The organism is Burkholderia savannae (assembly GCF_001524445.2).
Classification (GTDB): Bacteria; Pseudomonadota; Gammaproteobacteria; order Burkholderiales; family Burkholderiaceae; genus Burkholderia; species Burkholderia savannae.
Genome location: NZ_CP013417.1, coordinates 380,325 through 394,816, shown reverse-complemented (window position 1 = coordinate 394,816; position 14,492 = coordinate 380,325). Strand labels below are relative to the sequence as shown.

Annotated in this window: 15 protein-coding genes, 1 tRNA gene and 1 pseudogene; 8 read left to right on the top strand and 9 right to left on the bottom strand. The window is 65.4% G+C overall.

Going from position 1 to position 14,492, the window contains the following annotated elements; genetic code table 11:
* Positions 1 to 16 precede the first annotated feature (16 nt).
* Positions 17 to 299, top strand: a pseudogene (locus WS78_RS38125) (hypothetical protein).
* A gap of 150 nt (positions 300 to 449) precedes the next feature.
* On the opposite strand, the gene ampD reads toward WS78_RS38125, so the two are convergent.
* The 3 genes from ampD to WS78_RS02115 are packed head-to-tail and all read right to left on the bottom strand — an operon-like array spanning position 450 to position 2,270.
* The gene (gene ampD / locus WS78_RS02125) at positions 450 to 1,040 is read right to left on the bottom strand and encodes a 1,6-anhydro-N-acetylmuramyl-L-alanine amidase AmpD (RefSeq protein ID WP_059583281.1); all 591 of its coding nucleotides are present in this window, start codon (positions 1,038 to 1,040) and stop codon (positions 450 to 452) included.
* The gene (locus tag WS78_RS02120) at positions 1,037 to 1,357 is read right to left on the bottom strand and encodes a PP0621 family protein (RefSeq protein WP_038754389.1); all 321 of its coding nucleotides are present in this window, start codon (positions 1,355 to 1,357) and stop codon (positions 1,037 to 1,039) included. The genes ampD and WS78_RS02120 overlap by 4 nt, the downstream gene beginning before the upstream one ends.
* Positions 1,358 to 1,370: 13 nt before the next feature.
* Positions 1,371 to 2,270, bottom strand: a complete 900-nt coding sequence (locus tag WS78_RS02115) for a cytochrome C assembly family protein (RefSeq protein WP_059583279.1) — start codon at positions 2,268 to 2,270, stop codon at positions 1,371 to 1,373.
* A gap of 87 nt (positions 2,271 to 2,357) precedes the next feature.
* On the opposite strand from WS78_RS02115, the gene ffh reads away from it, so the two are divergent.
* On the top strand, positions 2,358 to 3,725 hold the full coding sequence (ffh, locus tag WS78_RS02110; protein WP_059583276.1) for a signal recognition particle protein: 1,368 nt from the start codon (positions 2,358 to 2,360) through the stop codon (positions 3,723 to 3,725).
* Between the two features lie 97 nt (positions 3,726 to 3,822).
* Positions 3,823 to 4,374: a hypoxanthine-guanine phosphoribosyltransferase gene (locus tag WS78_RS02105; protein WP_038754398.1), complete on the top strand. Its 552-nt coding sequence runs from the start codon at positions 3,823 to 3,825 to the stop codon at positions 4,372 to 4,374.
* Positions 4,375 to 4,506: 132 nt separating this feature from the next.
* On the opposite strand, the gene WS78_RS02100 is transcribed toward WS78_RS02105, so the two are convergent.
* Together WS78_RS02100 and WS78_RS02095 are read right to left on the bottom strand one after the other, a co-directional pair.
* On the bottom strand, positions 4,507 to 5,109 hold the full coding sequence (locus WS78_RS02100; protein ID WP_038754400.1) for a MarC family protein: 603 nt from the start codon (positions 5,107 to 5,109) through the stop codon (positions 4,507 to 4,509).
* 33 nt (positions 5,110 to 5,142) lie between these two features.
* The gene (locus WS78_RS02095) at positions 5,143 to 6,879 is read right to left on the bottom strand and encodes a proline--tRNA ligase (RefSeq protein ID WP_059583274.1); all 1,737 of its coding nucleotides are present in this window, start codon (positions 6,877 to 6,879) and stop codon (positions 5,143 to 5,145) included.
* A 218-nt stretch (positions 6,880 to 7,097) separates the two neighbouring features.
* On the opposite strand from WS78_RS02095, the gene WS78_RS02085 reads away from it, so the two are divergent.
* Together WS78_RS02085 and WS78_RS02080 are read left to right on the top strand one after the other, a co-directional pair.
* The gene (locus WS78_RS02085) at positions 7,098 to 7,748 is read left to right on the top strand and encodes an RNA pyrophosphohydrolase (protein ID WP_038754405.1); all 651 of its coding nucleotides are present in this window, start codon (positions 7,098 to 7,100) and stop codon (positions 7,746 to 7,748) included.
* Positions 7,749 to 7,835: 87 nt separating this feature from the next.
* Positions 7,836 to 8,393, top strand: coding sequence for a CNP1-like family protein (locus WS78_RS02080; protein ID WP_059670746.1), 558 nt, complete (start codon positions 7,836 to 7,838; stop codon positions 8,391 to 8,393).
* A gap of 198 nt (positions 8,394 to 8,591) precedes the next feature.
* Here the strand turns inward: WS78_RS02080 and proB are convergent, their stop codons facing one another.
* The 4 genes from proB to rplU form a co-directional block, all read right to left on the bottom strand.
* A complete protein-coding gene (gene proB, locus WS78_RS02075; RefSeq protein WP_038754411.1) occupies positions 8,592 to 9,710 on the bottom strand; it encodes a glutamate 5-kinase in 1,119 nt (372 codons plus the stop codon).
* An 85-nt stretch (positions 9,711 to 9,795) separates the two neighbouring features.
* Complete coding sequence (gene cgtA, locus WS78_RS02070) at positions 9,796 to 10,914, bottom strand: Obg family GTPase CgtA (RefSeq protein ID WP_059583270.1); 1,119 nt, start codon at positions 10,912 to 10,914, stop codon at positions 9,796 to 9,798.
* Positions 10,915 to 11,098: 184 nt separating this feature from the next.
* Positions 11,099 to 11,362, bottom strand: a complete 264-nt coding sequence (gene rpmA, locus WS78_RS02065) for a 50S ribosomal protein L27 (RefSeq protein ID WP_006025185.1) — start codon at positions 11,360 to 11,362, stop codon at positions 11,099 to 11,101.
* A 28-nt stretch (positions 11,363 to 11,390) separates the two neighbouring features.
* Entirely contained in the window at positions 11,391 to 11,702 is a 312-nt protein-coding gene (gene rplU / locus WS78_RS02060) for a 50S ribosomal protein L21 (protein ID WP_006025184.1), read from the bottom strand.
* Between the two features lie 221 nt (positions 11,703 to 11,923).
* On the opposite strand from rplU, the gene WS78_RS02050 reads away from it, so the two are divergent.
* From WS78_RS02050 to WS78_RS02040, 3 genes are all read left to right on the top strand, one after another.
* Entirely contained in the window at positions 11,924 to 12,916 is a 993-nt protein-coding gene (locus tag WS78_RS02050; RefSeq protein ID WP_059583637.1) for a polyprenyl synthetase family protein, read from the top strand.
* Between the two features lie 41 nt (positions 12,917 to 12,957).
* Positions 12,958 to 13,034: transfer RNA gene (locus WS78_RS02045), tRNA-Pro, on the top strand.
* 241 nt (positions 13,035 to 13,275) lie between these two features.
* Positions 13,276 to 14,484, top strand: coding sequence for an HlyC/CorC family transporter (locus WS78_RS02040; protein ID WP_231752040.1), 1,209 nt, complete (start codon positions 13,276 to 13,278; stop codon positions 14,482 to 14,484).
* Positions 14,485 to 14,492 lie beyond the last annotated feature (8 nt).

The window sequence follows — 14,492 nt, the reverse complement described above, 5'->3', positions numbered from 1 at the left end:
CTCCTGGTGTTGGGTGATGCGGCAGGAACCGCGGATTAAAACGAACGGTGCGCCACAAGGTGCGCGAGCGGTAAGACGCGGAAGAAGCGGCTGCCTTGCCGGTTGGGTCCGAACGACGCGCTTGATTCGACACTGGTCTTCTTCATGCGCATCGCGCCCCCGGCTGCACTTTTCCACGTGGGTCGCAGCGCGCCGGACCGCTGGCCGGATGCGCCGCATTGAGAATGTCGCGTTCCGGCGGCAACGCCGGGACTGCGGTCGGGAACGGAAAATGCCCCCGATCGACACACTATATGTAGTGCCGAACTGCTCGATTGGCCCAAAGTATAGTGGAGCCTCGCACGAGCGCCAAAGGAAAAATTTGCTCGCGGTCTATTGACAAGCGCGATACGCCGACGCGACAAGGCGCGGCCACTGAAACGATGCGGCGCGTGTCAAAAAGACCCCGCTCAGTGCTTCCGATAGGGAAAGTATCGCGGCGGGAAACCGGCATCGTCTGCAAGACGTTGCCAATCGAAGTACGGACCAGGATCGGTCTTGCGTCCGGGCGCGACATGCTCGTGGCCCGCGAACGCATCGATCGGGTAATGCGCGGCGAGCGCGCGCGCGAGCGCGGCGAGCGTCGCGTATTGCGGCGCATCGAACGCGACGTCGTCCGCGCCTTCGAGCTCGATGCCAATTGAAAAATCGTTACAGCGCTCGCGGCCGAAGAAGCTCGACGCGCCCGCGTGCCAAGCGCGCGCGTCGCACGACACGAACTGGATCAGCGCACCGTCGCGCCGGATCAGGAAATGCGCGGAGACCCGCACGCCGCGCAGGTGCGCGGCGTAGTACGGATGCGCGTCGCAGTCGAGACGATTCTGGAACAGCTCGACGATCGCGTCGCCGCCGAACTCGCCGGGAGGCAGACTGATGTTGTGGATCACCACGAGCGAAGGCACGGCGCCGTCGGGCCGCGCCTCGAAATTCGGCGACGGCTCGCGCCGCACGCCGTCGACCCAGCCGTCGGCGTCGACGGTGAAGCGCCGCACGTCGCTCATGGTTCGCTGCGGCCGCCCGAATGCGCGGCGTGGCGCGCCGCGTGCTCCGGACTGCAGAAATACTCGCCGCCTGCGGCGACTGCATCGCTCTTCGGCGCATGCACGCCGCACTCCGCGCAGCGGACCATCGGCTCCGGCAGCGCGGCGTCGCGCGCGCGGCCCGCATGAGCCGCGCCGCCCGGGCCTGACGCGGAATCCGCGGTGTGGCCCGCGCCGCCCGCGAACGGGCCGTCGCCGCGTGCCTGCGCCCGGCGAATCTTTCTCGCGAGCCACGAGCTCGCGAAGAACAGCACGATGAGAAGAAGGATTTGTCGCATCGAGATCAGGTGATCAAACCACGGAACGGTGCAGCAGCACCTCGAGAACGAAGCGGCTGCCGACGTAGGCGAGCAGCAGCGCGACGAACGACGCGAGCACCCAGCGTGCCACGCCGCGGCCTCGCCAGCCGGACGTCTTGTGCGCGACGAGGAGCCCGCCGAACATCAGCCAGGACAGGATCGCGAACACGGTCTTGTGATCGAGCTTGAGCGCGCGCGCGTCGATCTGCTCGCTGAACAGGATGCCCGTCGCGAGCGTCAGCGTGAGCAGGACGAAGCCCGCGCCGATGAGGCGAAACAGCAGCTTCTCGAGCGTCAGGAGCGGCGGCAGCGTGTCGAGCCAGCCGGCGACCCAGCCCGCCGACTCGCGAAACCCGTCGCGCCGCAGCGCGTGCAGACGCCGCTCGACCATCAGCATCAGCACCGCGTGGAGCGCCGCGATCGCGAAGAGCCCATACGCGATGTTCGCGATCAGGAAGTGCACCTTGAAGAGCGGCGCGGCCGCATACGGCAGCACGCGCACGCCGCCGAACGCGAGCGGCAGGAGCGACGCGACGCACGCGAGCGGCAGCACGAGAAGCCGCATGCCGTCGAGCGGAAAGAAGAAGCTCTCGACCCAGTAGATGCCGGCGCCGAGCCAGAACATCGCCGACAGCGCGAACGCGAAGCCGAACACCATCGCGTCGTGCGGGAAGATCGTCATGTGCAGCAGCACCCCGTGCGCGAGCAGCGCGGCGCCGAGAAGCGCGCGCCCGAGCCCGCCCATCCCGGGCGGCGCAGGTTCGCGCACGTGCGGAACGGACGGCACGCTCGCGACGAACGGCCCCGCCTCGCCCATGCGGCGCGTGCGCCAGCCGGCGACGGCGAGGCCGCCATACAGGAGCGCGGTGAGGGCATACAGTACAATATCCATGTTCGAAGTTTACACTAGGCCCCCTACCCGCGACGGCCGGCTTTTTGTCCCACTCGCGCCTGCGGGCTTCACTGTCCATCGCTCCCCATGCTCGACAATCTCACCCAACGGATGGCGCGCGTCGTCAAGACGCTGCGCGGCGAGGCCCGGCTCACCGAGGCGAACACCCAGGAGATGCTCCGCGAGGTGCGGCTTGCGCTCCTCGAAGCCGACGTCGCGCTGCCCGTCGTCCGCGACTTCATCGCGAAGGTCAAGGAAAAAGCGCTCGGCGAGGAGGTGATCAGCAGCCTGTCGCCCGGTCAGGCGCTCGTCGGCGTGGTCCAGAAGGAACTGACCGCCGTGATCGGCGGCGACTACGAAGGCAAGGCGGCCGAGCTGAACCTCGCCGTCACGCCGCCCGCGATCATCCTGATGGCGGGCCTGCAGGGCGCCGGCAAGACGACGACCGTCGGCAAGCTCGCGAAGCTCCTGCGCGAGAAGTACAAGAAGAAGGTGCTCACGGTCTCGTGCGACGTCTATCGCCCGGCCGCCATCGCGCAGCTGAAAACGGTGAGCGAGCAGGTCGGCGCCGACTTCTTCCCGTCGACGCCCGACCAGAAGCCCGTCGACATCGCAAACGCAGCCGTCGACTGGGCGAAGCGCCACTATCACGACGTGCTGCTCGTCGACACCGCGGGCCGCCTCGGCATCGACGAAGCGATGATGCAGGAGATCGCCGCGCTGCACGCGGCGCTCAAGCCAGTCGAGACGCTCTTCGTCGTCGACGCGATGCTCGGCCAGGACGCCGTCAACACCGCGAAGGCGTTCAACGACGCGCTGCCGCTCACGGGCGTCGTGCTGACGAAGCTCGACGGCGACTCGCGCGGCGGCGCCGCGCTGTCGGTGCGCCACGTGACGGGCAAGCCGATCAAGTTCGTCGGCGTCGCCGAAAAGCTCGACGGCCTCGAAGTGTTCCACCCCGACCGGATGGCGAACCGAATCCTCGGGATGGGCGACATCCTCGCGCTCGTCGAGGAAGCGCAGCGCGGCGTCGACATCCAGGCTGCGGAGAAGCTCGCCAACAAGGTGAAGAAAGGCGGCGACTTCGACCTGAACGACTTCCGCGCGCAAATCTCGCAAATGAAGAACATGGGCGGGCTGTCGTCGCTGATGGACAAGCTGCCCGCGCAGTTCCAGCAGGCCGCGGCCGGCGCCGACATGGGCCAGGCCGAAAAGCAGATCCGCCGGATGGAAGGCATCATCAGTTCGATGACGCCCGCCGAGCGCGCGAAGCCCGAGATCATCAAGGCGACGCGCAAGCGCCGGATCGCCGCGGGCGCGGGCGTGCCGGTGCAGGAAGTCAACCGGATGCTCAATCAGTACGACCAGATGCGCACGATGATGAAGAAGTTGAAGGGCGGCAACCTGCAGAAGATGATGCGCGGCATAAAGGGCATGATGCCCGGCCTGCGCTGATTCGCCGCGGCGCCGCGCGCGGGTATATGCTGTAGCACGTGGCGCCGCATTGTTTCATTCTTATTGGTACCCCAGACGAGACCGCTCGCCAGACCTCATGAATCGAGAAGAAGCCCTCCACATTTTCCAACACTCCGAAGAGATCGTCTCCGCCGACGAAGTCAACGCGTCGATCGGCAGGATGGCCGCGGAGATCCGTGGCCAGATCGGCGAGGAGTTTCCGCTCGTGCTGTCGGTGATGGGCGGTGCGGCGGTGTTCACCGGCATGCTGCTGCCGCACCTCGATTTCCCGCTCGAGTTCGACTACATCCACCTGACCCGCTACCGCAACACGACAAAGGGCAGCCCCGAGATGCATTGGCGTGTCGCGCCGCGCGAATCGGTGAAGGACCGCATCGTGCTCGTGCTCGACGACATCCTCGACGAAGGCGAAACGATGGCCGCGATCCGCGACCGCATCCTCGAGATGGGCGCGACGCGCTTCCTCTCCGCGGTGCTGTGCGAGAAGACGCTCACGAAGGCGAAGCCGCTGCATCCGGACTACTGCGGGTTCGCGGTGCCGGACCGCTACGTGTTCGGCTGCGGGATGGACGCGAAGGGCTACTGGCGCAACCTGCCGACGATCCGCGCGCTGACGGCGGACGTCTGACGCCCGCGCGGCGGCGTCGAGCGCCGCCCCGTCGGAAACAAAAAAGCGGCTCGCGCATCGTGCGCGAGCCGCTTTTCTTTATTAGGCGATCGATGGCGGCGCAAAGCGTCGGCCGATCGTCACGCCGGTTCGTCACAACTGGTGAACGAAGGTGCGGATGCCCGCCATCATCATCTCGACCGAAATCGCGACCAGCACGAGCCCCATCAGCCGCTCGAACGCAACCACCGTGCGCTCGCCGAGCCACTGCTGAATCCGCTCGGCGAGCACGAGCGTAACCGCGCAGACGAGCATCGTCACTGTCAGCGCGCCCGCCCATTCGAGCATCTTGCCCGGCGCCTGCGACGTGAGCAGCATCACCGTCGCGAGTGCCGACGGCCCGGCGAGCGCCGGAATCGCGAGCGGCACGATGAACGGCTCGCCGCCCGTGCGCGGATCGTTGCCGAGCGCGCCGTCCGGATGCGGGAAGATCATCCTGAGCGCGATCAGGAACAGCACGATCCCGCCGCCGATCCGCAGCGACAGGTCGGTCAGGCTCATCATCCGCAGGAAGCGGTCGCCGACGACCATGAAGAACAGCAGGATCACGAACGCGATCGCCACTTCGCGCAGGATGACCTTCACGCGCCGCTCGCGCGGCACGTCCCGCAGCGCGGCGATGACGAGCGGGATGTTGCCGAGCGGATCGGTGATGAGGACGAGAAGCACCGTCGCCGACAGGAAATTCGACTCCAACGCGCCTCCCTCTTCTCTTCGCTTCGTCGACGATCAGCGGCCGAGCGCCGCGCGGACCTTCTCGACGACCGTCGCCGCGGCCGAATCGGCGGGCAGCAGCGTCGCTTCGGCGTCGCGGCGGCCCTGGTACTCGATCTTGCCGTCCTTCAGGCCGCGCTCGCCGATCACGAGGCGGTGCGGCACACCGATCAGCTCCCAGTCGGCGAACATCACGCCCGGGCGCTCGCCGCGATCGTCGAGGATCACGTCGACGCCCGCCGCGGCCAGATCCGCGTAGAGCTTGTCGGCCGCTTCGCGCACCGCGTCGCTGCGGTCATAGCCCATCGGGCAGAGCACGATCTCGAACGGCGCGATCGCCTCCGGCCAGATGATCCCCTTGTCGTCGAAATTCTGCTCGATCGCCGCGCCGAGAATCCGCGTGACGCCGATCCCGTAGCAGCCCATCACCATCGGCTGCGCCTTGCCCGATTCGTCGATGAACGTCGCGCCCATCGCATCCGAATACTTCGTGCCGAGCTGGAACACGTGGCCGACTTCGATGCCGCGGCAGATGTCGAGCGCGCCCTTGCCGTCCGGCGACGGATCGCCCGCCTTCACGTTGCGGATGTCGGCGATCACGGGCTCCGGCAGGTCGCGGCCCCAGTTCACGCCGGCGATGTGGTAATCGACCTCGTTCGCGCCGACGACGAAGTCGCTCATGTTCGCGACCGTGCGATCGGCGACCACGCGCACCGGCTTCTTCGTGCCGATCGGGCCGAGATAGCCGGGCGGCGTGCCGAACCACTCGACGATCTCCGCCTCGGTCGCGAAGCGATAGCCGGCCAAGCCCGGCAGCTTCGCCGCCTTGATCTCGTTCAGATCGTGGTCGCCGCGCAGCATCAGCAACCAGATCGTCGGCTCGGCGCCGTCGTTGTCGGTCGCGAGCACGATCGACTTGATCGTGCGCTCGAGCGGAATGCCCATCAGCTCGGCGACCGCCTCGCACTTCGCCTTGCCGGGCGTCGCGACCTTCTGCATCGCCTCGGCGGGCGCCGCACGGCTAGCGAGCAGCGGCAGCGCCTCGGCCGCCTCGACGTTCGCCGCGAAGTCGGACGTCGGGCAGTAGGCGATCGCGTCCTCGCCGGTATCGGCGATCACGTGGAATTCGTGCGAGCCGCTGCCGCCGATCGAGCCGTTGTCGGCTGCGACCGGGCGGAACTCGAGGCCGATCCGCGTGAAGATCCGCACGTACGCGTCGTACATCTTCTTGTACGATTCCTTGAGGCCTTCGTGGTCCTTGTCGAACGAGTACGCATCCTTCATGATGAATTCGCGCCCGCGCATCACGCCGAAGCGCGGACGGATCTCGTCGCGGAACTTCGCCTGGATCTGGTAGAAGTTCACCGGCATCTGCCGGTAGCTCTTGATCTGGTTGCGCGCGATGTCGGTGATCACCTCTTCGTGCGTCGGCCCGATCACGAATTCGTTCTGCTTGCGATCCTTGAAGCGCAGCAGCTCCGGGCCATACTGCTCCCAGCGCCCCGACTCCTGCCACAGCTCGGCCGGCTGCACGGCGGGCATCAGCAGTTCGATCGCGCCCGCACGGTTCATCTCCTCGCGCACGATCGCCTCGACCTTGCGAATCGAGCGCAGGCCGACCGGCAGATAGTTGTAGATGCCACCGGCGACGCGGCGGATCATGCCTGCGCGCACCATCAGCTTGTGACTGACGATCTCGGCGTCGGCGGGTGCTTCCTTCAGGGTGCCGATAAAGAAACGGGAGGCTTTCATGCGAACGGTTCCATTAGCAGCGGCCAACGCGGGCCGCCCGAAAAAAGTCTAAGGGTGAATAAACGACTGCGCCTGACAGTGTGCGGCGCAGCTGACATAGCAGACAAATCGGGGACAGTGTAGTTGACGCGCCCCGCCCGGATTCGCTCCGTTCCGGTGCGCAACGCCCGTTATCTGTTTATAATCAAAGCAATTTTAAAGGATTCGAAGGTGGTTGTATGCTGGATCGTGAAGGCTTTCGCCCGAACGTCGGCATCATCCTCTTGAACGCGCGCAACGAAGTGTTTTGGGGCAAGCGGCTCCGCGAGCATTCCTGGCAGTTTCCGCAAGGGGGCATCAAGTACGGCGAGACCCCGATGCAGGCGATGTACCGGGAACTGCACGAGGAAACCGGGCTGCTGCCGGAACACGTCAAGATCATCGGCCGCACTCGCGACTGGTTGCGTTATGAGGTGCCAGACAAGTTCATCAAGCGCGAAGTGCGCGGTCATTATCGCGGCCAGAAGCAGATCTGGTTCCTGCTGCGAATGGTCGGGCGCGATTGCGACATCTGCCTGCGCGCGACGGATCATCCGGAGTTCGATGCGTGGCGCTGGAACGAATACTGGGTGCCACTCGACGCGGTGATCGAGTTCAAGCGGGATGTATATCAGTTGGCGTTGACCGAACTGTCGCGTTTCCTGCGCCGCCCGGCGCAGCGCCCCGACAAGTCGCGCGGTCCGCGCGCGACGCGCTATCCGCGCGTCGCGAACGGGCACGCGGCCGCGGAAACACCGGCAGCGATCGACGCGTCGGCAGTCTGTTCGGAAATCGAGCCGGGCGCGAGCACGCTCGACGAAAATCCTCCCCGCCTGATCTTGCGCGACTGACGCGCGGGCTCGTCCGGCGGGAATGAAAAACGCATGACCGGGCGCGGCATTGAAGGATGCCGCGCTTTTTTTTACGAGGTATGCATATTGAAAGCGATTGCTCTTGCCGCCGCGTCGATTGCCGCGGCCGCCGCGCTGGCCGGCTGCGCCCACTCGAACACCCCGTCCAACAAGGACGACAGTGCGTTCACCTACTTGCTCGACCGTCAGCCGCAATGGGCTGAAAACAAGGTCGAGAAGCTGCCGCCGCTGCCGCAGACGAGCGATCTGCTGCCGTTCAACGTGTCGCAGAACACGCCGCTCAAGTTCCTCGTCGATTCGAAGTCGCTCGACGTCGGCACCGACGGCGTCGTCCGCTATGTCGTCGTCGTGACAAGCCCTGCCGGCGCGCGCAACGTCAACTACGAAGGCATTCGCTGCGATACGTATGAATGGCGCCAGTATGCGGGCCTGAACGCGGACCACGACGGCTGGGACCGCACGGTCGAAACCGATTGGCAGCGCATCGAGAACGGCGAGCTGAATGCGTACCATGCGGCGCTTTATCAGGACTTCTTCTGCGCGAACAAGATGCCGGCGGGCAAGCGCCAATCGATCGTCGAGAACATTCGCTACAACCGGACGACGCTCAATCAGATCCGCTAATCCTGTGATCCGCTAATTGGGTGCTGCCGGACACGCGACCGCCTGCTGGCGCCCCGGCAGGCGGGACGCGCGAATGCGCCGAAGATCGGCCGCGAAGCAGCGCCGCGACAGCGCGACAAACGCAAAAAAAGCCCGCACGTGCGGGCTTTTTCGTTTTGTTCGCTTTGTTCGTTCGGCTTCGCTCGACGCGCGGCGTCGTCAGACGACGACGAGGTTGTCCCGATGAATCAGCTCGGGCTCGAGCATGTAGCCGAGCACCGCTTCGATCTCGCCGCTCGGCTTGCGCTGGATCAGCTTCGTCTCGGCGCTGCTGTAATTCGTGATCCCGCGCGCAACTTCGCGCCCCGCATCGTCGACGCACGCGATCACTTCGCCGCGCGCGAACACGCCCTGCACCGCGACGACGCCGATCGGCAGCAGGCTCTTGCCGCCCGCCGTCAGCTTGTCGACGGCGCCCGCATCGATGACGACGTGGCCGCGCATCTGCAGGTGATCGGCCATCCATTGCTTGCGCGCCGCCATCCGCGCGGTGCGTGCGATCAGTTGCGTGCCGATCGCTTCGCCCGACGCGAGCCGCACGAGCACATCGCGCTCGCGGCCGCTCGCGATCACCGTGTTCGCTCCGCTATGCGCGGCGCGCTTCGCCGCGAGGATTTTCGTCAGCATGCCGCCACGGCCGATGCTCGAGCCCGCGCCGCCCGCCATCGCCTCCAGCTCGTGCGCGCCGGCGCTCGCCTCGGCGACGAGCGTCGCGCTCGGGTCCTTGCGCGGATCGGCGGTGAAGAGGCCCTGCTGGTCGGTCAGGATGATGAGCGCGTCGCCTTCGATCAGGTTCGCAACGAGCGCACCGAGCGTGTCGTTGTCGCCGAACTTGATCTCGTCGGTGACGACGGTGTCGTTCTCGTTGATGATCGGCACGACGCCGAGCCGCAGCAGCGTGAGGAGCGTCGAACGCGCGTTCAGATAGCGCTCGCGATCGGCAAGATCCGCGTGCGTGAGGAGAATCTGCGCGGTACGGATACCGTGCTCGGCAAAGCGGCTCTCGTACACCTGCGCGAGCCCCATCTGCCCGACGGCCGCGGCCGCCTGCAGTTCATCGATTTCACGCGGCCGCTTGTTCCAGCCGAGACGCTGCATCCCTTCCGCGATCGCACCTGAGCTCACGAGCACCACCTCCTTGCCCGCGCCGCGCAACGCGGCGATCTGGGCGGCCCATCGGCCGATGGCGTCATGGTCGAGCCCGCGACCGTCGTTGGTGACGAGGCTCGAGCCGACCTTCACTACCAGGCGCTTCGAATCGGCGATGATCGAACGCATCGTGCGCTGTCTCCTGTGAATGATGCGCGATTGAATCTCTCACGCACCGAGCGAACCGCTCGGCGCGTTGCGGCGGCGAATATGCTTAGGGCGCGTCGGCTTCACGCTCGCGCGGCTCGCCCGCCGCGGGCGGTACGTCGCGAAAGCGCACGTCCGACGCCAGATCCTCGGCGAGCTCGGCGCGATGCGCATCCGAATGTTCGGCAAGATAGTCATAGATCGCGTAGACGAGGGCTTCGCAGCCTTGGCCGGTCAGCGCGGAGATCTCGAATACGGGGCCCGTCCAGCCGAAGCGCTCGACGAAATCGGCGACGCGCGCGCCGCGCTCGCCCTCCTGCACCATGTCGAGCTTGTTCAGGACGAGCCAGCGCGGTTTCTCGTACAGCGATTCGTCGTACTTGCGCAACTCGCCGACGATCGCCTTCGCCTCCGCAACGGGATCGACGTTTTCGTCGAACGGCGCGAGATCGACGAGATGCAACAGGAGACCCGTGCGCTGCAGATGCCGCAGGAACTGGTGACCGAGGCCCGCGCCCTCCGCCGCGCCTTCGATCAGGCCCGGAATGTCGGCAATCACGAAGCTCTTGCCCGGCCCGACGCGCACGACGCCGAGATTCGGCGCGAGCGTCGTGAACGGATAGTCGGCGATCTTCGGCTTTGCGTTCGACACCGACGAAATGAACGTCGACTTGCCGGCGTTGGGCATCCCGAGGAGGCCCACGTCCGCAAGCACCTTCAGCTCGAGCTTCAGCATGCGCCGCTCGCCCGGCTTGCCGTCCGTCTTCTGGCGCGGCGCGCGGTTCGTGCTCGACTTGAAATGCAGATTGCCGAGGCCGCCCGCGCCGCCCTTCGCAACGAGCACCTTCTGATCGTGCTCGGTCAGATCGGCGATCAGCTCGCCCGTATCCATGTCGTTGATCACGGTGCCGACGGGCATGCGCAGCGTGATGTCGTCGCCGCCCTTGCCGTAGCAATCCGAGCCGCGACCGTTCTCGCCGTTGCGCGCCAGGTGCTTCTTCGCGTACCGATAGTCGATCAGCGTATTGATGTTGCGATCCGCGATCACGTAGACACTGCCGCCGCGGCCGCCGTCGCCGCCGTCCGGCCCGCCGAACGGGACGAATTTCTCGCGGCGCATCGACGCGCTGCCATCGCCCCCGTCTCCGGCGATGACTTCGATTCGCGCTTCGTCAATGAACTTCATCCGTCACTCCGTTCAGTATGTGCTGCCATTCCCGCTATTGTGCCGCGCGGCGCAGCGCTTGACCAATCGGCCGAACGGCCGACGCGCGCGCCGGGTGCCCGCGCGCAAGACGCGCGCAAAATAAAAAAGGCCCCGCTGCTACCGCGGGGCCTTTTCTTGGCTACGAAGCCCGTCGCGCCTGAACTCAGGCAGCGGCCGGAACGACGACGACCGTATGCTTCTTGTCGGCGCCCTTCGTCGTGAACTTCACGTGGCCGTCGACCAGCGCGAAGAGCGTGTGGTCCTTGCCCATGCCGACGTTTTCGCCTGCGTGCATGCGCGTGCCGCGTTGACGCACGATGATGCCGCCCGCGTTGATCGCCTGGCCGCCATACACCTTGACGCCGAGACGCTTCGACTCGGAGTCGCGGCCGTTCCGGGACGAGCCGCCTGCTTTTTTGTGTGCCATCTGATTGCTCCTTTACCGAGGGAGGCGCTTACGCGTTGATCGCGTCGATGCGCAGCTCGGTGTAGTTCTGGCGGTGGCCGCCGTGCTTTTGGTAGTGCTTCCGGCGACGCATCTTGAAGATGGTGACCTTGGCATGACGACCGTGAGATACGACGGTAGCCTTGACGGAAGCCCCACTGACCAGCGGCGTACCGAACTTAATCGATTCGCCTTCGCCCACTGCGAGAACCTGGTCGAGCGTGATTTCTGCGTCAATGTCTGCCGGTATCTGTTCTACTTTCAGTTTTTCGCCAACGGCAACCTTGTACTGCTTGCCGCCGGTTTTTATGACCGCGTACATTGAGAACCTCACTCTGGATCCATTTTTCCGCACACCGTGCGCGGAAAACGCGTGATTATACATAGAGTTAGCGCTTCGGTCAAAGCCCATCCACGTCTTGCGCGCCTGATCGTGGCGCGGACATCGGCCGGACGGCCGAAAAACGCGCGATGAAGTCGCACGACGGCTCGGCTCAACGGCGATTCGCCTTATAATCCGCGGCACTACCCATTTCCATGATCATGTCGTCGACTGCCACCCCCTCCCTCAGCGCCGCCCACCTGCTCGCCCCGATCGCAAGCGATATGGAGCAGGTGAATCGCGTCATCCGGCAAAGCCTCGCGTCCGACGTGCTGCTGATCAACCAGATCGCCGAGTACATCATCGGCGCGGGCGGCAAGCGGCTGCGGCCGGCGCTTCTTCTTCTCGTCGCCGGCGCGCTCGGCGAAAACACGAGCCAGAAGCACGTGCTCGCGGCCGTCGTCGAATTCATCCACACGGCGACGCTGCTGCACGACGACGTCGTCGACGAATCCGAGCTGCGGCGCGGCCGCAAGACCGCGAACGCACTGTTCGGCAATGCGGCGAGCGTGCTCGTGGGCGACTACCTGTACTCGCGCTCGTTCGAGATGATGGTGGGCGTGGGCAAGATGCGCGTGATGGAGATCCTGTCGGAGGCGACGACGATCATCTCCGAAGGCGAAGTGCTGCAACTGCTGAACATGCACGACGCCGACGTCGACGAAACCCGCTACATGCAGGTGATTCGCTACAAGACGGCGAAGCTGTTCGAGGCCGCCGCGCGGCTCGGCGCGGTGCTCGCGGGCGCCGACGCGCCGACGGAAGCCGCCGCCGCCGAATACGGCCGCCGCATCGGCACCGCGTTCCAGATCATGGACGACTGGCTCGACTACGCGGGCACTGCCGAGTCGATGGGCAAGAACGCCGGCGACGACCTGCGCGAAGGCAAGCCGACGCTGCCGCTCATCTATCTGATCGAGCGCGGCACGCCCGAGCAGTCGGCGCTCGCGCGCGAGGCGATCGAGCAGGGCGGCACCGACCGCTTCGGCACGATCTTCGACGCAATCACGCGGTCGGGCGCGCTCGACCATACGCTCGAATGCGCTCGCCAGGAGGCCCACGCAGCAGCCGCAGCGATTTCTTCATTTCCCTCTTCCATTTTCAAAGAGAGCCTGCTAGAATTATGTTCTTACTCGACGTCACGTCAGTCTTGATCTAGACCGAAGCGACGAAGCAGTACGAATCGAGTCCAAATCGGGGTGTAGCTTAGCCTGGTAGAGCGCTACGTTCGGGACGTAGAGGCCGGAGGTTCGAATCCTCTCACCCCGACCAGATTTACAAAAAACCGCGCACACGATGCGCGGTTTTTTTTTGCGCGACGGCGAGCGTCGCGCTGCGGCACCTACGGCGCGGCGCCGTACACGATCCGATCGCGCCCCTCTGCTATAGTCTTTTCCATTCCTGTCATTCACCGACTCTCCGACGCGTGGACCAAATTCCCTTATGGGCGCAAATCAGCGCCGTCTTCCTGCTTCTTCTCTGCTCCAGCTTCTTCTCCATTTCTGAAACCGCGATGATGGCGCTCAATCGCCATCGGCTCAAACATCTCGCGAGCCGCGGCGCGCTCGGCGCGAAAACGACGCAGGGGCTCCTCGCGCGAACCGATCAGTTGCTGAGCGTGATCCTGATCGGCAACAACCTGTTCAACACGATCATCCCGGTGCTGACGACGTCGATCGCGCTGCACACGTTCGGCCACAACAACTTCGTGCTGTCGATTGCGACCGGCATCGTCGCGTTCCTCATCATCGTGTTCGCGGAGATCACGCCGAAGATCGTCGGCGCAACGTTCCCCGAACGGATCGCGCTGCCGGCGAGCGTCGTGATCGCGCCGCTGATGCGCGTGATGATGCCTGTCGTGTGGTTCGTCAACACGCTGTCGGGATCGATCCTCGCCACGCTGCGGATCAACACGAAAGCGGGCCGCGACCAGCGGCTGTCGACCGAGGAGCTGCGCTCGCTCGTGCTCGAGTCGGGCAGCTTCATGCCGACCAAGCACCGCAGCATCCTGCTCAATCTGTTCGATCTCGAGAACATCACTGTCGACGACGTGATGATTCCGCGCCGCCAGATCGAGGCGCTCAACATCCTCGCGCCGCTCGACGACGTGCTGCATCAGCTCGAAACCTGCTATCACAACCGGCTCGTCGTCTACGAAGGCGACATCGACCGCGTGCTCGGCGTGCTGCACGTGCGCAAGACGCTCGCCGCGTTCCACAATCAGGATTTCGATCGCGAAACGCTGCGCGGGCTGCTCGCGGAACCGTACTACGTGCCGTCGGGCACGCCCGTGTTCCAGCAGTTGCAATTCTTCCAGGAGAGCCGGCAGCGTACGGCGCTCGTCGTCAACGAATACGGCGAGCTGCAGGGGCTCGTCACGCCGGAGGACATCATCGAGGAGCTGATCGGCGAATTCACGACGACGATGCCGCGAAGCGAAAACTCGAAGAGCGGCTGGGACGCGAACGGCGAATGCATCGTCGCGGGCAGCATGCCGCTGCGCGAGCTGAACCGCTGGCTGCATCTGAGCCTGCCGACCACGGGCCCCAAGACGCTCAATGGCCTGATCCTCGAAATGCTCGAGGAAATTCCCGAAGGCGACGTGTGTCTGAAGATCGACGACGTGATGATCGAAGTGCTGCGCACCGACGACCAGGGCGTGCGCACGGTCAAGCTGTTCAAGCCGCGCACGCAGCGCGGCGGGCGCGCGTCGAACGCCTGACGGCGCGC